This window comes from Georgenia sp. G2120, assembly GCF_055326485.1.
On sequence record NZ_JBUZNL010000008.1, the window covers coordinates 1 to 18,799 of the forward strand.

At 74.5% G+C, this 18,799-nt stretch carries 14 protein-coding genes; 5 read left to right on the forward strand and 9 right to left on the reverse strand.

Features of this window, described 5'->3' with window-relative positions; all coding sequences use genetic code 11:
- Positions 1–68 precede the first annotated feature (68 nt).
- Complete coding sequence (locus ACZLMO_RS09995) at positions 69–764, forward strand: amino acid ABC transporter permease (protein ID WP_425713190.1); 696 nt, start codon at positions 69–71, stop codon at positions 762–764.
- Positions 761–1,642: an amino acid ABC transporter permease gene (locus tag ACZLMO_RS10000; RefSeq protein ID WP_425713017.1), complete on the forward strand. Its 882-nt coding sequence runs from the start codon at positions 761–763 to the stop codon at positions 1,640–1,642. Before ACZLMO_RS09995 ends, ACZLMO_RS10000 begins: the two co-directional genes overlap by 4 nt.
- 76 nt (positions 1,643–1,718) lie before the next feature.
- On the opposite strand, the gene ACZLMO_RS10005 is transcribed toward ACZLMO_RS10000, so the two are convergent.
- The 4 genes from ACZLMO_RS10005 to ACZLMO_RS10020 form a co-directional block, all read right to left on the reverse strand.
- Positions 1,719–2,924, reverse strand: a complete 1,206-nt coding sequence (locus ACZLMO_RS10005; RefSeq protein ID WP_425713016.1) for a hypothetical protein — start codon at positions 2,922–2,924, stop codon at positions 1,719–1,721.
- A 211-nt stretch (positions 2,925–3,135) separates the two neighbouring features.
- Positions 3,136–3,753 (reverse strand): regulatory protein RecX, encoded by a 618-nt coding sequence (locus ACZLMO_RS10010; RefSeq protein WP_425713015.1) that lies wholly within the window; start codon positions 3,751–3,753, stop codon positions 3,136–3,138.
- A 217-nt stretch (positions 3,754–3,970) separates the two neighbouring features.
- A complete protein-coding gene (gene recA, locus ACZLMO_RS10015) occupies positions 3,971–5,098 on the reverse strand; it encodes a recombinase RecA (protein ID WP_425713014.1) in 1,128 nt (375 codons plus the stop codon).
- Positions 5,099–5,383: 285 nt separating this feature from the next.
- Positions 5,384–5,605: a DUF3046 domain-containing protein gene (locus tag ACZLMO_RS10020; protein ID WP_425713013.1), complete on the reverse strand. Its 222-nt coding sequence runs from the start codon at positions 5,603–5,605 to the stop codon at positions 5,384–5,386.
- A 127-nt stretch (positions 5,606–5,732) separates the two neighbouring features.
- Between ACZLMO_RS10020 and ACZLMO_RS10025 the strand changes: the two genes are divergently transcribed.
- Complete coding sequence (locus ACZLMO_RS10025) at positions 5,733–10,796, forward strand: DEAD/DEAH box helicase (protein WP_463653664.1); 5,064 nt, start codon at positions 5,733–5,735, stop codon at positions 10,794–10,796.
- An 80-nt stretch (positions 10,797–10,876) separates the two neighbouring features.
- Here ACZLMO_RS10025 and ACZLMO_RS10030 read toward each other — a convergent pair whose 3' ends face one another.
- The 3 genes from ACZLMO_RS10030 to pgsA all read right to left on the reverse strand — a co-directional run bounded on the left by ACZLMO_RS10030 (position 10,877) and on the right by pgsA (position 12,715).
- On the reverse strand, positions 10,877–11,329 hold the full coding sequence (locus tag ACZLMO_RS10030; RefSeq protein ID WP_425713011.1) for a helix-turn-helix domain-containing protein: 453 nt from the start codon (positions 11,327–11,329) through the stop codon (positions 10,877–10,879).
- A 155-nt stretch (positions 11,330–11,484) separates the two neighbouring features.
- The gene (locus ACZLMO_RS10035) at positions 11,485–11,976 is read right to left on the reverse strand and encodes a CinA family protein (protein WP_463653750.1); all 492 of its coding nucleotides are present in this window, start codon (positions 11,974–11,976) and stop codon (positions 11,485–11,487) included.
- Between the two features lie 106 nt (positions 11,977–12,082).
- Positions 12,083–12,715: a CDP-diacylglycerol--glycerol-3-phosphate 3-phosphatidyltransferase gene (gene pgsA / locus ACZLMO_RS10040; protein ID WP_463653665.1), complete on the reverse strand. Its 633-nt coding sequence runs from the start codon at positions 12,713–12,715 to the stop codon at positions 12,083–12,085.
- 67 nt (positions 12,716–12,782) lie between these two features.
- Here pgsA and ACZLMO_RS10045 point away from each other — a divergent pair, with 67 nt between their 5' ends.
- A complete protein-coding gene (locus ACZLMO_RS10045; protein WP_425713008.1) occupies positions 12,783–14,114 on the forward strand; it encodes a CapA family protein in 1,332 nt (443 codons plus the stop codon).
- Positions 14,115–14,116: 2 nt separating this feature from the next.
- Entirely contained in the window at positions 14,117–14,632 is a 516-nt protein-coding gene (locus ACZLMO_RS10050; RefSeq protein ID WP_425713007.1) for a metallophosphoesterase family protein, read from the forward strand.
- A 5-nt stretch (positions 14,633–14,637) separates the two neighbouring features.
- Here ACZLMO_RS10050 and ACZLMO_RS10055 read toward each other — a convergent pair whose 3' ends face one another.
- Both ACZLMO_RS10055 and ACZLMO_RS10060 read right to left on the reverse strand, forming a co-directional pair.
- On the reverse strand, positions 14,638–15,888 hold the full coding sequence (locus ACZLMO_RS10055) for an ATP-binding protein (RefSeq protein ID WP_425713006.1): 1,251 nt from the start codon (positions 15,886–15,888) through the stop codon (positions 14,638–14,640).
- A gap of 95 nt (positions 15,889–15,983) precedes the next feature.
- Positions 15,984–18,710: an FtsK/SpoIIIE family DNA translocase gene (locus ACZLMO_RS10060; RefSeq protein ID WP_463653666.1), complete on the reverse strand. Its 2,727-nt coding sequence runs from the start codon at positions 18,708–18,710 to the stop codon at positions 15,984–15,986.
- Between the last annotated feature and the right edge of the window lie 89 nt (positions 18,711–18,799).

Here is an 18,799-nt window from a genome sequence, read left to right on the forward strand (position 1 = left end):
CCCCCCCCCCCCCCCCCCCCCCCCCGCGACCGACACGACACCGAGGGGAGCTCCGGGTGGGGGCCATCATCGACGGGTTTCGCGACCTGATCGACACCTACGGCGCGGACATCCTGCAGGGCTACTGGATGAACGTGCAGCTGACGTTCTGGGCGGCCGTGCTGTCCTTCGTCCTCGGCACGATCCTCGTGGTCATGCGCGTGAGCCCCGCGCCGTCCCTGCGCTGGGCGGGCACCGCGTACGTCAACGTCGTGCGGAACATCCCGCTCACCCTCATCATCCTCGCCTGCTCGCAGGTGCTGTTCGGGCAGCTGCAGATCATCCTCGTCGACCGCGAGGTCGACGGCTGGCTCGCCCGGAACAACATGTACCTGGCGGTCCTCGGCCTCTCGCTGTACACCGCGTGCTTCGTCTGCGAGTCCCTGCGCTCCGGCATCAACACCGTGCCCACGGGTCAGGCCGAGGCCTCCCGGGCCGTCGGCCTCGGGTTCGCGCAGACGATGACCATCGTCATCCTGCCCCAGGCCCTGCGCGGCGCGATCGCCCCGCTCGGCTCCACCCTCGTGGCCCTGACGAAGAACTCGACCGTCGCCCAGGCCGCCGGCGTGACGACGGCCGCCGGGATGATGTCGACGGCCATCGAGTTCCGGCCGGACATCATGGTCGCGATCTTCCTGCTGTTCGCCATCGGCTGGGTCGCCCTCGTCCTGCCGATCGGCCTGCTGGCCACGTTCCTCTCGCGCAAGCTGGCGGTGAAGCGATGAGCAAGCAGCCCGGCCTCCTCTTCGACGCCCCCGGCCCCAAGGCACGCCGGAACATCTGGATCGTCAACATCGTCGGCCTCGTCGTCATCCTCGGCATCGCCTGGTTCATCATCGACGCCCTCAACGAGAAGGGGCAGTTCACCAGCGAGAAGTGGGCGCCGCTCGCCGAGTGGTCGACCTGGGAGAACAACTACCTGCCCGGCATCATGGCGACCATCCGGGCCGCCGCGGTCGCCATCGTGCTCGCGAACATCGTCGGCCTCGTGCTCGGCCTGGGCCGCCTCGCGCAGAACCCGATCGTCCGCGGCATCGCGGGCACGATCGTCGAGTTCTTCCGCGCGGTCCCCGTGCTCGTCCTCATGCTGTTCTTCAACATCCTCTTCTCCCGCACGCTCGCGCCGGACGGCGCCCTGTTCGACCAGCGCGACGCGCCGTTCCTCGCCGTCGTCGTGGGGCTCACGCTCTACAACTCGGCGGTCATCGCTGAGCTCGTGCGCTCCGGCGTGCACACCCTGCCGGGCGGTCAGCGGGAGGCCGCGCTGGCGATCGGCATGCCGCGCGGGAAGTCGCTGCGGATCGTCGAGCTGCCGCAGGCGCTGGTGGCGATGATGCCGGCGATGGTCTCCCAGCTCGTCGTCATCCTCAAGGACTCCTCGCTCGGCTACCTCGTCAGCTACTCCGAGCTGCTTCTCAACGGCCGGCTCGTGGGAACGACGAACGCCAACCTGCTGCCGTCGCTGTTCGTCGTCGCGTGCATCTTCATCATCCTCAACCTCACGCTGACGACGATCGCCGGGGCGCTCGCGAAGTTCCTCGACCCGCACACCGCGGCCCGCGCCAAGAAGCACGACCCGGCGCTCACGGTCGAGGCCGACTAGCTCGCTGGTCGGCCGGCTGGCCAGTCGGCTGGCCCGCTGGTCGGCTGGCCCGCTGGTCGGCTGGCCCGCTGGTCGGCTAGCTCGCCGACTCGCTCCCCGGCTCACCCTCGCCCGAGGCGCCGCCCACCATCGTCAGCGGGACCTCGGCGACGGCGATGTCGTGCATCTCGCCGCCGAGCCCGATGACGATCGAGACCTCGACGACGGCCTCCGCGGCGTCGACCGGCAGCTGGAACCAGACCCGCCGCGTGAACGGGCCGTCCGAACCGTTGGTGTTCGTCTCGGGCTCGACCGTGGAGCCGTCCGCGAGCCGGAGCCGGATCGTCGACTCGTCGTAGTGCGGGCTCGGGGGCTCCTGGGTCGTCACGTCGACGCCGAGGAACACGTGGCCCGGGTTCGCCCAGCCGACCTCGGGGACGAACGGGGTGAGGACGCCACCGGTCAGCTGGCCCGTCTGGGTCATGCCGCCGTACCGGGTCTCGTAGTCGTGGCTCCACTCCGCGCCCTCACCGACCTCGACGTCGGTCGGCCGCGCATAGATCTCCTCGACGCCGGAGGCGGTCCGGGTCCCGTCGAGCAGGCTGATCTCCTGGCTGACGTCGAACGCGACGCTCTCGAGGACGACGTCCTCGGGTGCCGCGTCGTCGGGCACCGACAGCACGACGGTGACCTGCTCACCGGGCGTGAGCTCGAGGTCGAGGTCGACCTCGCTCCCCTCGACCCGCACGACGTTCTCCGTGGCCTCGTACGACTCGATCTCGTCGTCGACCGGTTCCCAGCGCGGGTCGTCGACCTGGACGATCGCCACGACGAAAGTCTCCCCCTCCGCGGCCGCGACCTCCTCGGCGTCGCCGAACTCGGTCTCGTCGCTCGGGTCCTCCGCGAGGATCTGCTCGGCGACGTCGACCGGCAGGGTGTCGACGGTGCCCGCCTGCGGTACGGAGATCTCCTGGTCGAACGCAGAGATGACGGTCGAGCGATCCTGCTCGACCTCGGTGAGCTCGACGTCCGGCGTCTGCGTGAGCACCGCCGCGGCGCCCGACGGCATGCTGGTGGCGCCATCCGCACCGTCCGTTGCGCCGCCGTCGCCGTCGTCGCTGCTCGAGTCGTCCGCTCCGTCAGTCGCGCTGCCCTCGCCGGGCACGTCCTCCGGTGCCGCGGGAGCGGCGGGCGGGGGCTGGGGCGCGCCGGTGGGCTCGTCGGACCCGCCGCAGGCGGCGAGCACGGTGGCGAGGAGCACGGCTCCGGTCGTCGTCGGGAGCAGGCGGGCGCGGACGGGCATGGGGACCTTTCACGAGGAGCGACGGGGCGACGTGCAGCGGCACGACGTGCGCGGGGCGGCCGGCGTCCCGCGCAGGCGCGAGTCCCGAACGGGTGCATGTCCCGAACGGGCGCGTGTCCCGAGCGGAAGTGCCTCCCGGACAGGCCGCGCGCCGGCGGACGACCGTACCCAACCGGACGCACACGGGCCAATTCAGCCGGTGTGACCGAGATCAGTCGGCGTCAAGGTCCCCCGCGCCGGCCCCGTCCTCGATGTCGATCTCCTCCTCGTCGAGCGCGGTGCGCATCGCCCGCCGCGCGACGTCGCCGGAGAATCCCTTACGCCCGAGCGCGGCGGCGGTGCGGCGGTACCGGACCGCCGGGTCGAGCCGCCGGGTCGCGCGCAACCGGGCGCGGGCCACCTCGAGGGCGGCGCTCTCCTCGTCCTCGTCGCCGAGCTGGTCGAGCGCACGCGCCGCCACCTCGTCCTCGATGCCCTTGCGGCGCAGCTCGAGCGCGATCGCCCGCCGCCCTTGGTGTCGCTCGGCGTGCCGGGTGCGGACGAACCGGTCGGCCAGCTCCGCGTCGTCGATCAGCCCGACGGCGGCGAGCCGGTCGAGCAGCGTCTCCGCGACGTCGCCGGCCACGCCCTTGTCCGCCAGCTTCTCGGCGAGCTGCGCGCGCGTGCGCGGGGCCGCAGCGAGCGAGCGCAGGGCGATCGCGCGGGCCGCCTCGAGCGGGTCCTCGTCGTCGTACCCCGCCGCATCCTCGCGCGCGTTCCTCCCCGCCGTCTCGCGCGCCTTCTGTCCCCTCTGCTCGCGCGCCTTCTGTCCCCTCTGCTCGCTCGTCACGTGAGCTCCCTCCACACTCGCCGACGCCGGCCCCCGAGCGGTCGCCGATGCCCGAGCCGGCCCGCCACCGCGCCGCCTGCCACCGCGGGGGGCGTCACCACGCGGCCTGCCACCGCGCGGGCCGTCACCGCGCCGCCTGCCACCGCGGGATCCGTCCCCACGCAGCCCCGCCCCCGGACCGTCGGTCGCGGGGGCGGGGCGTCGTCCTGCCTGACGATCAGAAGGAGACCGGGACCTCGGCGCGGTCGGCGGCCGCGCCCTTGCGCCCGGCGGCCGGGGCCTTGACGGGCGCCATCGGCTCGTCGGTGCCGAGCGGCTCGACGGGGGCCGCCGGCTCCTCGGGCGCCTCGCCGATGCCGAGCTTGACGAGGATCTTCTTCTCGATCTCCTCGGCGAGCTCGGGGTTGTCCTTGAGGAACTGGCGCGAGTTCTCCTTGCCCTGGCCGAGCTGGTCCCCCTCGTAGGTGAACCAGGAGCCGGACTTGCGCACGATGCCGTTCTCGACGCCGAGGTCGATGAGCCCGCCCTCGCGGGAGATGCCCTGGCCGTAGAGGATGTCGAACTCGGCCTGCTTGAACGGCGGCGCCATCTTGTTCTTGACGACCTTGACGCGCGTGCGGTTGCCGACCGCGTCGGTGCCGTCCTTGAGGGTCTCGATCCGGCGGACGTCGAGCCGCACGGACGAGTAGAACTTCAGCGCCTTGCCACCCGTGGTGGTCTCGGGCGAGCCGAAGAACACGCCGATCTTCTCGCGCAGCTGGTTGATGAAGATCGCGGTGGTGCCGGACGCGGACAGGGCGCCGGTGATCTTGCGCAGCGCCTGGGACATGAGGCGGGCCTGGAGGCCGACGTGGCTGTCGCCCATCTCGCCCTCGATCTCGGCCTTCGGCACGAGCGCGGCGACCGAGTCGACCACGACGATGTCGAGCGCGCCGGAGCGGATGAGCATGTCGGTGATCTCGAGCGCCTGCTCACCGGTGTCCGGCTGCGAGACGAGGAGCGCGTCCGTGTCGACGCCGAGCTTCTTCGCGTACTCCGGGTCGAGTGCGTGCTCCGCGTCGATGAACCCGGCAATGCCACCGTTGCGCTGGGCGTTGGCCACGGCGTGCAGGGCGACGGTCGTCTTTCCCGAGGACTCCGGGCCGTAGATCTCGACGATCCGGCCGCGCGGGAGCCCGCCGATCCCGAGCGCGACGTCCAGCGCCACGGACCCGGTGGGGATCGTCTGGACCTTGGGCCGCGTCTCGTCGCCGAGGCGCATGACGGACCCCTTGCCGAACTGGCGGTCGATCTGGCTGAGCGCGGCCTCGAGGGCCTTGCTGCGGTCTGCTGCGGGAGCGGGCATGTCTCTCACCTCTGTGCTGGGGACGCTGGGCGCCCCGTCTGGACGGTCACGGGCTGGCCTTGTCAGGGCGGGTCCCTCTCCGGGTCGCTGCCTGGGATGACGCTATGTCCGACCACCGACATCCGTTCCCGCCCGCCACCGGTCTGTGGACGAGCAGGAGTCGTCGTCACCTGTGAGCACGCTACGCCGAACAGATGTTCGAGCGCGACAGGCGGACCCGGCGTGTCGCGGATGCCGACGAGGCGCCCGTGCGCGTCGGGTGCCCGGGGCGGAGGCGTGCCCCCGCTACTCGTCGATCTCGCGGCGGTGGTGCCAGCGCGCGGAGTCGGGCAGGCCGAGCTCGTCGACCATCGCGTCCCACACGTCCTGGGGGCGGACGCCCTGCTCGAGCGCCTCGTTCGCCGTGCGGTAGCCGACGCCCGCGAGGGTGAGGTCGGCGAGGTAGGACGACGCCGTCGCCTCGCCGAGGACCTCGCGCGCGACGGCGGTGAACTGGGAGCGCTTCACGGGGCCAGCGTCCCACCGCCCGGCGCCCCGGGCCCCGCGGGGCGCGCCGGTGAGACGGACGCCGCACGGTCAACGGCCCCACCCGTCCCCGTCCACCGCTGTCGGCCCCTGCTGCGACGATGTCCCGGTGACCTTCGGACCCGCGACCCGCGCGTGGTTCGACGCCGCCTTCGACTCACCCACCCCGGCGCAGACCGGCGCGTGGGAGGCGATCGCCTCCGGGGAGCACGCGCTCGTCGTCGCGCCCACGGGCTCGGGCAAGACCCTCGCCGCGTTCCTCTGGGCGATCGACGAGATGCTCGCCGAGCCCGTCCCCGACCAGGCCGCACGCACGCGGATCCTCTACGTCTCGCCGCTCAAGGCCCTGGCGGTCGACGTCGAGCGGAACCTCGAGCGCCCGCTGAGCGGGATCCGGGCCGAGGCACAGCGCCTCGGGATCGAGCTTCCCGAGCTGCGCACCGGGGTCCGCAGCGGGGACACCTCGCCCGCCGACCGGCGCCGCCTCGTCTCCCGCCCGCCGGACATCCTCATCACCACCCCCGAGTCGCTGTTCCTCATGCTGACGTCCGCCGCGCGGGAGGCGCTCGCGCACGTGCGGACCGTCGTCGTCGACGAGGTGCACGCGATCGCCGGCACCAAGCGCGGCGCGCACCTCTTCCTCAGCCTCGAACGCCTCGACGCCCTCACCCCGGTCCCGGTCCAGCGGGTCGGCCTCTCGGCCACGGTCCGCCCGGCGCAGGAGGTCGCCCGCGCGCTCGCCGGCGTGCGCAGCGAGGACGACGGAGGCCGCCCCGTCCGGGTCGTCGCCCCGCCGTCCCCGCGGCGGCTCCGGCTCGACATCCAGCTCCCGGTCGCCGACCTCGCGGCACCCGGCCCCGCACCCGGAAACATCCCGCCCGACGGCGAACCCCCCGTCCCCGACCGCCCGGACGACGCGGCCGGCCTCGCCGGCCGCCCCGAACCGCCATCGATCTGGCCGCACGTCGCCGCCCGCGTCGTCGACCTCGTCGAGGCCCACCGGTCGACGATCGTGTTCGTCGGCTCGCGCCGCCTCGCCGAGCGCCTGGCCGCCCAGGTCAACGAGGAGCACGACCGCCGCCGGGGCGGACCCGGCGTGTCGGGCGAGGGCGAGGCGTGGCCGGCCGCCGTCCCCGGCCAGTCCGGCACGTCGCTCGGCCTCGACCCGGTCCTCGCCCGAGCCCACCACGGCTCGATGAGCCGGTCCGAGCGCGCGATCGCCGAGGAGGCGCTGAAGTCGGGCGCGCTCCGCTGCGTCGTCGCCACGTCCACCCTCGAGCTCGGCATCGACATGGGCGAGGTCGACCTCGTCGTCCAGATCGGCGCCCCGCCGACGGTCGCCTCCACCGTCCAGCGCGTGGGCCGGGCGGGTCACCAGGTCGGCGGCACGTCGCGCGGCGTGCTCCTCCCGGTCCACCGCGCCGAGCTGCTCCCCACCCTCGTCGCGGCCCGCAGCGCGCTCGCCGGCGAGGTCGAGGCGACGACGCTGCCGCGCACGCCGCTCGACGTGCTGGCCCAGCAGCTGCTCGCGATGGTCGCCGTCGAGGACCTCTCGCCCGCCGAGGCGCTTACCCGCGTGCGGCGCGCGGCAAGCTATGCGGACCTCACGCAGGCGACGTTCGACGGCGTCGTCGACATGCTCTCGGGGCGCTACCCCGCCGAGGAGTTCGCCGAGCTGCGGCCCCGGATCGTCCACGACCGCGCGGCCGGTCTCCTGCGCGCCCGCCCGGGGGCCGCCCGCCTCGCCGTCACGTCCGGCGGCACGATCCCCGACCGCGGCCTGTTCGGCGTCTACCTCTCCGGCGGCGAGTCCGCGGGCGCCCGCCGGGTGGGCGAGCTCGACGAGGAGATGGTCTTCGAGTCCCGGCTCGGCGACACGTTCACCCTCGGCAACTCGACCTGGCGCATCGATCAGATCACCGCCGACCGCGTCCTCGTCTCCCCCGCCCCCGGCCGCCCGGGCCGGCTGCCGTTCTGGCTCGGCGACACGCTCGGCCGCCCGGCCACGCTCGGGGCCGCGATCGGAGCCGCCGCCCGCACCTGGGGCACGCAGTCGGGCACGCGCGGCCCTGACGACACGCTGCTCCCCGACGACGAGCGACGCACCGACGACCCCCGCGGCGGCGCCGACGGCCTCGTCCTCGCCCCCGAGACGGCCGCGGGCATCAGCGCGTGGATCGCCGACCAGCGCGCGGCGACGGGCGCGGTGCCGGACGACGAGACGATCATCGTCGAGCGGTTTCGCGACGAGCTGGGCGACTGGCGCGTCGTCGTCCACTCCCTCGCCGGCCGGCGCGTCAACGCCCCGTGGGCCCTCCTGCTCGCCGCAGCGCTGCGCGAGCGCACCGGCGTGGACGCACAGGCGCAGGCCGCAGACGACGGCATCGTCCTGCGCCTCCCGCCCGGCGCCCAGGAGGAGCTCGGCCCCGACGACCTCCTGGTCGACCCGGACGACGTGCGGCCCCGCGTCGTCGCCGCACTCGCCGGGTCCCCGCTCATCGCCGCCCGGTTCCGGGAGGCCGCCTCCCGCGCGCTCCTCCTGCCCCGCCGGTTCCCGGGCAAGCGGCAGCCGCTGTGGCAGCAGCGGCACCGGGCGGCCGCGCTGTTCGCCGTCGCCTCGAAGTTCCCCGAGTTCCCTATCACCCTCGAGGCCGTCCGCGAGGCGCTCCAGGACGACTACGACGTCCCCGCGCTCACCGCCCTCATGGCGGCCGTCGCCGCGCGCCGCGTCCGGGTCGTCGAGGTGACGACGCCGCGCCCGTCGCCCTGGGCGCGCTCGCTGCTCATGGGCTACACCGCGCGGTTCCTCTACGGCGAGGACGTCCCGCCCGGGGAGCGCCGGGCGGCGGCCCTCGCGCTCGACACGTCCCTGCTCGCCGAGCTGATCGGCGGCGACACCGCCGACCTCGTCGACGTGCTCGACCCGCGCGCCGTCACCGAGGTCGCCGCGGAGGTCGGCCTCCTCACGGAGGCGAGCCGGGCGCACGACGCCGAGGCGGCCATCGATCTCGTCCGCCGCCTCGGCCCCCTGCCGCGCAGCGAGCTCGCGGAACGGCTCGCGGACCCGGACGACGTCGACGCCCTCGTCGCCGAGCTGGCGCGGGCCGGACGCGTGCTCGAGGTCGAGGTCGGCGGCGAGCCGCACCTCGTGGTGGTCGAGGACGCCGGCCGGGTGCGCGGGGCGCTCGGCGTCGTGCTTCCCGCCGGCGTCCCGGCCGAGCTCGCCGACGACGTGCCGGACCCGCTGGGCGACCTCCTGCGCCGCTACGCCCGCACGCACGGACCGTTCACCCCCGCGGACGTCGCGGCCCGGTACGACCTGCCGGTCGGTGTGCTGCGGGCGCCGCTCGACCGGCTCGTGGGCGCCGAGGTGCTCGTCGCCGGGCGCGTGACCGGGCACGCCGACGGGCTCGAGCTCGTCGACGCCGAGGTGCTGCGCCGGATCCGCCGCCGCTCGCTCGCGCTGCTGCGCGGCGAGGTGGACGCGATCGAACCCGAGGTGCTCGCCCGCGCGACGCTGCGGTGGCACGGGATTGCGCCGGAGCCGGTTAGCACGGCCCCCGTCCCCGCGGCATCCGTCCCCGCGGCATCCGTCCCCGCGGCATCCGGCGACACGGCATCCGACGACACCACCGCGGCCGCGCTGCTCGACGTCGTCGACCGACTCGCCGGGCAGCCCCTCCCGCTCGCGGGCCTCGAGACGCACGTGCTGCCCTCCCGCGTGCCGGGGTACCGACCCGGTCTGCTCGACGAGCTCGTCGCCGACGGCGAGGTCGTGTGGGTCGGCCGCGGCCCGCGCACGTCGCCGGCCGCGCCGGACCAGGTCATCCTCCTGCCGTCGGACGCCGTGGCCGACCTCGCCCCGCCGACCGACTCGTGGTCGGCGCCGGCGGGCGGGGACGGGTCGGGCTCCGGGGTCGCGGCCGACGAGCGGGTCCCCTCCGAGGCGCTGCTCGGCGCCGTCGTCCGGGCCCTGTCGGACGGCGCATCCCGCACGCTCGCGGACCTCGTCGCCGCGGTCCGGGCGCCGGACCCGGACGACCCGTGGGACCTCGGGGAGCCCGACGACGAGCACGCCCGGACGACCGGCCCCTCCGCCGCCTCGTCACATGGCACGCTGCCCGCCGACCGGCCCGGCGACGCGGTCCCGGACGGCAGCGACTGTCGGTCTCCAGCCGTCGACGCCCCGGCCGCCGTCGACGCCCCGGCCGTCGGCGAGGCACTGTGGTGGCTGGCCACCGCCGGCATCGTCACCTCGGACACGTTTGCCGCCGCGCGCAGCCGTGCGACGCAGGCGTCCGGCCCGGTCCGCTCCCGCACCGCGCCGCGGCCGCCGCGCCCTGTCCGCGGGGGCCTCAGGCGCCGCGCGACGGCCGCCGTCCGCCCCCGCTCCGCGCTCGCCGCCACGCCCGCCGACCTCGCGGGCCGCTGGTCGCTCGTCCGCCGGTCCGCACCGGCCGCCCCCGACCCGACCGTCGCGCTCGCGGCCCGAGTCGCCCAGCTCGTCGAGACGCACGGAGTGCTCACCCGGGACTCGTCGGGAGTGAGTGAGCTCGCGGGCGGGTTCTCGGCGGCCTACGAGGTGCTGCGCCGGCTCGAGGACGCGGCGCAGGTCCGGCGCGGCTACGTGGTGGACGGCCTCGGCGGCGCGCAGTTCGCGCTGCCCGCGATGCTCGAGGTGCTTCGCGAGGCGGGGCGTGAGACACGGCCCGACGCGGGGCGCCACGAGGACCTGCGCGCCGCAGGCCACGGCGCCGCCGGTCACGACGCCGATGGCACTGGCACCGCCGCCGGCACCCCGGTGGTCCACGTGCTCGCCGCCGCGGACCCCGCGAACCCGTACGGGGCGGCGCTGCCGTGGCCGGGCCCGGCCGAGGGGCCGCGGCCGTCGCGGCGGGCGGGTGCGTTCGTCGTGCTGGTCGACGCGGCGCCGGCGCTGTTCGTCGAGCGCGGCGGTCGGTCGGTGCTCGGGCTCACGGACGACGAGGCGTTCCTCACGGCCGCGGCGTCGGCGGCCGCGGTCCAGGTGCGGGACGGCCGCCTCCCGCGCGCCACAGTCCGGCAGGTCGACGGCGGCTCACCGGCCGGCAGCCACCGGGCCGGGCCCACGGAGCGCGCCCTCACGGCGGCCGGCTGGGTCCGCGGCCCCGGGGGCCTCCACCCGCCGGCGTAGCCCCACGAACAGCACGACGCCCCCGCCGCGAGGGCGAGGGCGTCGTCGAGGAGTGCAGCCGGCCGACCGGCCTCAGCGGATCACGGCGCGGCGGGCGCGAGCTCGTCGAGGAACTCGTCCGGCACGGTGTCCGGGACGCGCACGGGCTCGTGGGCCGCGAGGCGGCCGGAGACCACGCGCATGATGTGGCTCAGCGGGGTGTTGAGAGCCTCGGAGATCGAGGCGAGCAGCTCGGAGGAGGCCTCCTTCTGCCCGCGCTCCACCTCGGAGAGGTAGCCGAGCGAGACCTTGGCGTCCGAGGACACCTCGCGCAGGGTGCGGCCCTGACGCTGACGGACCTCGCGGAGCACGTCGCCGATCACGTTGCGCAGCAGCACGGGGGTCCCCCTCTCGTCGGGCTCGGTCGTCGTCTCGTCGACGACGGGTGTGGAGATACGGTACCTGGCGCGGGGCGCCTGGCGGGAACCGGGGCGGGGGTCGTCCCGCCTGTCGGGCGGACCGATGGGTCGGGCGATGTTCGTCGAGGGCATCATCACCGGGCACAACACCGTCCGGGTCGGATCTGTTCCCGCCCACCGGACACGTATGCGGCCCGCCCCCGGACGCGCATGTGGACGGCCGTCGAGCGCGGACGCGGCCCGCAGTCGAGCACGGACCGACCGGGCCCGGCCGACGTCCGGATCTCCGCCTAGGGCTCGACCTCGGCGACGACGTCCGCCAGCAGCGCGAGCGCCGCGTCGACCGCAGCCGCGCGAACAGCTGGGCGCGTCCCGGCGACCAGCCACGAGCGCGTCCGCACGCCCGCCGGCCCGGCGCAGGCCACGTGGAAGGTGCCGGCCGGGTTCCCGTCGGCGGGTCCGGGTCCCGCCACGCCGGTGGTGGCGAGCCCGATCTCGGCCCCCAGCACCCGTGCCGCACCGCGGGCCATCTGCGCCGCGACCTCGGCCTGGACGGGTCCGCCGGCGGCGAGGAGGTCGCCGTCGACGTCGAGCAGGGCGATCTTGAGGTCGCTCGCGTAGGCGACCACTCCCCCGCGGAGCACCGCGGACACGCCGGGCACGGCGGCGAGCCGGGCGGCAAGTGCGCCCGCCGTCAGGGACTCGGCCACGCCGATCCGCAGCCCGCGCCCGGCGAGCGCCGCGACGAGGGGAGCGAGCGGGTCGGGTGCCGCGCCGGGCACGAGCGTGCCGCGCGGGTCGGGAGCAACGCCCGGCACGAGAGGTCCAGTCGGGTCGGTCACGGAGCCGGCCCGGGGCGGACCGGTCGCCGCACCAGGCACCGACGTGTCACGCACCGGCACGAGGTCCGGCTCCCGCGCCCGTGTCCCGCGCCTCGCGGATCGCCCGCGCGGCGGCCACGAAGTACTGGACGCCGGTCACGAGCGCCACGCCCATGGCGGCCCAGGCGATGACGAGGGCGACGGTGACGATCGAGTCGGCCGCGGACTCCGGGAGGAACGACGCCCAGGGCACGAGCATCATCGACAGGAACACGAGCTGGAGGACGGTCTTCAGCTTCCCGCCCTGGGAGGCCGGCATGACGACCTCGCGGCGCCGCATGACGTCCCGCAGCACGGTGACGGCCAGCTCGCGCACGAGGATGACGATCGTGATGACCCACGGCAGGTCGCCCGCCCACGACAGCAGGATGAGCGCCGCCCCCACCAGGGTCTTGTCGGCGATCGGGTCGGCGAGCTTGCCGAAGTCGGTGACGAGGTTGCGCGAGCGCGCGAGGTAGCCGTCGAGCTTGTCCGTGATCGCGGCGAGGATGAACACCGCGGCGGCGGCCCAGCGCATCGCGTCGCCGTCCTTCAGGAACAGCACGACGAACACCGGCACGAGGACGATCCGGAGCATCGTGAGGATGTTCGCGATGTTCCACAGGGGCGCCTGCGCGGCACCGGGGGCAGGCGTCGTCATGCGCCCAGGGTAGGTCCCCACCGCCCGTCTCTCCCGCCCGGGCGGCTCGGCGTGGCACCCTTCGGACATGCCTCGTCTGTCCCGGACCGCCGAGCTCGTGCTCGTCGTCGTGCTCGTGATCGCCCTCGCCGTGGGCCTGGTCGTCCTCGCGATGCGCCTCGCGTCCGGCTCCGAGTCCGAGGAGCCTGCCGCCGACGACCCGCCCGGCGCGCCGGCGGAGGACGGCGACGGCTCGGGCGACGACGCCCCGGGCGGTTCCGGCGGCGAGAGCGCGTCGGGCGGCGAGACCCCGTCCGACGACGCCGCGCAGGCGGGCGACGACGTCACCTTCACGCTCGCCGCAGCCGGCGACGTCATCACCTACCCCCTGATGAACGCCGAGGCGATCCAGGACGACGGCTCCTACGACTACTGGCCGATGATCGAGCCGGTCGCCCCCTACATCGAGGGTGCCGACCTCGCGCTGTGCAACCTCGAGGTGCCGATCGCCCAGGAGGGTGCCGAGCCGGCGGGCTACCCCGTCTTCGCCGCGCCGGAGGACATCGTCCCGCTGCTCGGACGCGCCGGGTACGACGGCTGCTCGACGGCGACGAACCACTCCGTGGACCAGCAGACCGACGGCGTCATCCGCACCATCGAGGTGATGGAGGAGCACGGCCTCGGCTACGCCGGCACGGCCCGCACCCCCGAGGAGCAGGCCACGCCCCAGATGTACGTGCTCGAGCGCGACGGCCGCGAGGTCACGGTCGCCCACCTCGCGGCGACGTACTCGACGAACGGCATCCCCGTGGCCGAGCCGCACCTCGTCGACCTCATCGACGACGAGCCGATCGTCGACCAGGCGATCGCCGCGCGGGAGGCGGGAGCCGACGTCGTCGTCGCCTCGATGCACTGGGGCGACGAGTACACGTTCGCCCCGAGCGCCTACCAGCAGGACGCCGCCCAGCGCCTCGCGGACTCCGGCGAGATCGACCTCGTCCTCGGCTCGCACCCCCACACGCCGCAGCCGATCGAGCAGCTCGAGGGCGGCGTCGACGGGCAGGGCATGTGGGTCGTCTGGTCGATGGGCAACTCGCTGGCCAGCCAGCAGCCGGGCAGCTCGACGATCATGGAGACCGCCGTGGGCCTCATGACGCAGGCGACGATCACGGTGCCCGCCGAGGGGCCGGCCCGCGTGGACTCCGTCGAGTGGATGGGCACGGTGATGGACTCCAACGGCGACTACGGCCTCGTGCCGCTGCACGCCGCGCTGGAGGACCCGACGACGACCGCCTGGGACCCCGCCCAGATCGAGTCGTACAACTCGTGGCTCGACGAGCTCATGGGCGACGAGCCGGCCTCGTTCGACACCCCGGCCGAGCCGACCGGCGAGCCCCCGCGGGTCGAGCCCCGCAGCTGACCTTGACCACGCGCCTCGTGCTCGTCGCCGATACCCACGTGCCCGCCCGGGCGCGCCGGATCCCCGGTGACGTGTGGCGCGAGGTCGAGCGGGCCGACGTCGTCGTCCACGCCGGCGACTGGGTCGACGCCGCCACGCTGGACGCGTTCGAGGAGCGCTCCGCCCGGCTGCTGGCCGTCCACGGCAACAACGACGGCGACGAGCTCCGCGCCCGGCTCCCCGAGGTCGCGCGCGCCGACGTCGAGGGGCTGCGCCTCGCCGTCGTCCACGAGACGGGCGCCGCCCAGGGCCGCGAGCGCCGCGCGGACGCCGCGTTCGCGGACGACCCCCCGGACGTCCTCGTGTTTGGGCACAGCCACATCCCCTGGGACACGACGACGCCGGGCGGCATCCGCCTCCTCAACCCCGGCTCGCCCACCGACCGCCGGCGTCAGCCGGACTGCACGCTGATGACGGCCGTCGTCGAGGGCGGCATCCTGCACGACGTGCGGATCGTCGTCGTCGACCGCGAGTCCTGAGCAGGTCAGGCACCGAGCAGGGCGAGCGGCACGACGGCGACACCGTCCCGGCGGCGGTACGCCTGCCGTCCCGTCGTCAGCACGACGAGGTCCACGACGTCCTCCGGCAGCTGGTCCCGCAGCCAGAGGAGGTGCCGGACGTCGGTGTCCGCCACCGAGGAGGACAGCTTGACCTCGATCCCGACGACCTGCCCGTCCGTCCCTTCGACGACAAGGTCGACCTCCCGGTCCCCGTTCCGGGTGCGCAGGTGCCCGACACGAGCCTCGGCAGCCTGCGCCGCGACCCGCACGCCGAGCGTGGCGAGCGACTCGAACAGCGGCCCGGCCATGCTCGCGCCGGCACCACTCCCGAGCGAGCTGGCGGTCAGCCCGAGCAGTCGGGCAGCGAGAGCCGGGTCGGCGAGCTGATGCTTCGGCGCCTGCTGGACACGACTCAGCGGCCGACGGCTGTGCGTCCAGCCCGAAACCGGGTCGAGCAGCCACAGCCGCGTCAGCATCTCGCGGTACGCGATGGTTGTGGTCTTCGCGGGTTGACTCCCGTCGCCCGCCGTCACCGCGTCGAGGATCGCGGAGTAGCTGCTGGTCGTCGACGACGCAGCGGCATACGCGGAGAGCCAGCGTCGCAGGGTCGCCGGCCGCCGCACCGTATGGCCGAGCTCCGGCAGGTCACGTTCGACGACGAGGTCGAGATACTCCTCGAGCCGGGCCCGCCGCAGTCGCTCCGCGCCTCGACGAATTCCAGGGAATCCACTCTCGACGATGGCACCGAGGTAGTCGGGCAGTACGCGATCGGTCGCGCCGGAGAGGACGCCCGCCGTACCCGAGAGGAGTGCGCGCAGGCTCACCGTCGGAGCATCCGACCAACGCTCGTGCAGAGCCATCGGTCGCATGCGCAAGGAGATGAACCGGCCCGCGCCACTGTGCACGGACGAGGCAGGATCGAGTGACGCGCTGCCCGTGAGAAGGAAACGCCCGGGCGGAGCACCACCGTCGACCTTTCGCCGCACCGAGTCCCAGACCGCAGGGAGTCGCTGCCACTCGTCGAGCAGCAACGTGCCCGACGGAGCTCCGTCCAACCCGAGATCAGCCGCCACGAGCTCGCGCTGGTCGGGGTCGTCGAGGAACCAGCTGTGATCGGCCCGCCTGGTCGCGGTTGCCGACTTGCCGACCGCTTTCGGCCCGTCGATGGCGATCGCCGGAGCGAGCGTCATCAACTCGTCCAGCTCGGCATCGACCGTCCGTCGCGTGTACTCCACGCACCTACGCTACCTTGAGCAGGACTTCTACGCTACCTTGAGCAGGACTCCTACGCTACCTTGAGCAGCCGCTCCGGGCACCGCCCGGCAGCCGCTCAGCGCCGGTCGGTCAGCTCCCAGGCGTCCTCGCCGGACCCCTCGTCGTCGCCGTAGTCGTCCCACCGCGGAGGCGCCACGACCTCGGTCTGCCCCTCGCCCGCCGCAGCGGCCGCGTCGAACGGGACGTCACCGCCGCCGGCCACGCCGACCTCGCCGGCACCCCCACCCTGCGGGGCGGGCGCGTCCTCCCCGCGGAGCATGGCAAGAGTCCCGGGCAGGTCGTCGGGCTGGACGAGGACGTCGCGGGCCTTGGACCCCTCGGAGGGGCCGACGATCTCGCGCGACTCGAGCAGGTCCATGAGGCGCCCGGCCTTGGCGAACCCGACGCGCAGCTTGCGCTGGAGCATCGAGGTCGACCCGAACTGGCTGGTCACCACGAGCTCGGCGGCCTGGAGGAGCAGGTCGAGGTCGTCGCCGATGTCCTCGTCGACCTGCTTCTTGGCCACCGGCGCGGTGACGTCCTCGCGGAAGACGGGGTCCGCCTGGGACTTCACGTGCTCGACGACCTGGTGGATCTCGCTCTCGCCCACCCACGACCCCTGGACGCGCATCGTCTTGCTCGCGCCCATGGGCAGGAACAGGGCGTCGCCCTGGCCGATGAGCTTCTCGGCGCCCGGCTGGTCGAGGACCACGCGGGAGTCGGCGAGCGAGGACGTGGCGAACGCGAGGCGGCTGGGCACGTTGGCCTTGATGAGTCCGGTGACGACGTCGACGCTCGGCCGCTGCGTGGCGAGCACGAGGTGGATGCCGGCGGCGCGCGCGAGCTGGGTGATCCGCTGGATCGAGGCCTCGACGTCGCGCGGGGCGACCATCATGAGGTCCGCCAGCTCGTCGACGACGACCAGCAGGTACGGGTAGGGCGAGACGACCCGCTCGCTCCCGGGCGGCGGGTTCACCTTGCCGGCGCGCACGGCCGCGTTGAAGTCGTCGATGTGCTTGTACCCGTATGTCGAGAGGTCGTCGTAGCGCATGTCCATCTCGCGCACGACCCACTCGAGGGCCTCGGCGGCCTTCTTCGGGTTGGTGATGATCGGGGTGACGAGGTGCGGGATGCCCTCGTAGATCGTCAGCTCGACCCGCTTGGGGTCCACCAGGACGAGGCGGACCTGCTCCGGCGTCGCGCGCATCATCACCGAGGTGATCATCGAGTTGATGAAGCTCGACTTGCCGGACCCGGTGGCACCGGCCACGAGCATGTGCGGCATCTTCGCGAGGTTCGCGACCACGTAGCCGCCCTCGACGTCCTTGCCGACGCCGACGATCAGCGGGTGGTCGCTCGCCCGCGCGACCGCGGAACGGAGCACGTCGCCCAGGGCGACGGACTCACGGTCGGTGTTGGGGATCTCGACGCCGATCGCGGACTTGCCGGGGATCGGCGAGAGGATCCGGACGTCGGCGCTGGCCACGGCGTAGGCGATGTTGCGGGACAGCGCGGTGATGCGCTCGACCTTGACGCCGGGGCCGAGCTCGAGCACGTACCGCGTGACCGTCGGCCCCCGGGAGAACCCGGTGACGGAGGCGTCGACGCCGAACTCGTCGAGCACCTGCGTGAGCGCGTCGACGACCTGATCGTTGGCCGCGGAGCGGACCTTGTGGGGCGGGCCCTGCTCGAGGAGGGACTCCTCGGGGAGCTCGTAGTCGCCGTCGGGCAGGGTGAGCTGCTCGCCGCTCGCGGGCAGGGTGCGGGTCGGCGGTGCCTCGGGGCCGTCGGCGTCCGCACCGTCGCCGCCCGCTCCGGCGGCACCGGCCGCACCCGCGCCGCCGCGCGCCGCGAGCCCGGCGGCGGTCGTCACGCCCTCGGCGTCGGCGGCGGGGTCCGCGGCGCCCGCGGGCTCGGAGGCGGCCACGGCCACGTCGTGCGGGCTGGGCCGGCGCACGCGGCGGGCGTTCGCGCGGCGGGGTGCGGTGTCTGCCTCGTCGTCGTACCCGGCGTCGCTCCCTGCCGCAGCCCCGGAACCTCGCCCGGCAGCCGTCCCCCGGCCGCGACCGGCGGCGGGACCGGGCCCGACCTCGGCCGCCTGGTCGAAGGCGTCGTCACCGGCGTACCGGTCGAGCATCTCGGTGCGGTCGGCGCCGCGCCCCTTGCGACGTCCGCGCGGTCCGGAGCCGGGTTCCTCGTCGTCGTCCCCGTCCTCGGCGCCGCGGCGGACCGCCGGGGTGTGGCCCGAGATCCAGGCGCCGGCGCGCCGGGCCTTCTCGGGCAGCGCGCGGATCGGCGTCCCGGTGAGCACGAGCGCCCCGAACAGGCCGAACAGCACGAGGACGGGGATCGCGCCCCACGGGGAGAGCAGCGCGTTGAGCGGCGTGCCGAGCACCCAGCCCACGAGCCCCCCGGCGTCCTCGACGTCGGAGAACGCGTCCATCGGGGACGGCGAGCCGGCGAAGATGTGGATGCAGGCAGCCACGGCGAGCCCGAGGATCGTCACGCCGATGATGACGTGGGGTCGCACGTCGTCGTCGGGATCCTCGGGGTCCTCCCGCCACAGCTGCACGGCGAGGACGACGAGGACGATCGGCACGAGCCGGCCGAGCACCCCGACCAGGCCGGCCACCGCGTGGTGGATGAGGACGCCCGCGAGGCCGGAGAGGCCGAACCACTCGCGCAGGGCGATGACGATCGCGAGCGCCAGCAGGCCGAGGGCGATGGCGTCGTTGCGGAACCCCGACGGGATGCTGCCGCGCGAGCCGCGTCCGCCCGACGAGCCGTCGTCGGTGCCTCGCACGCCGCCTCCCTTGCCGGTCGGTCTCTTGTCGTTGCCGCCGCCGCGCGACGAGCTCGCCGACCCCTTCGAGCCGGATGCACCGCCGCGCG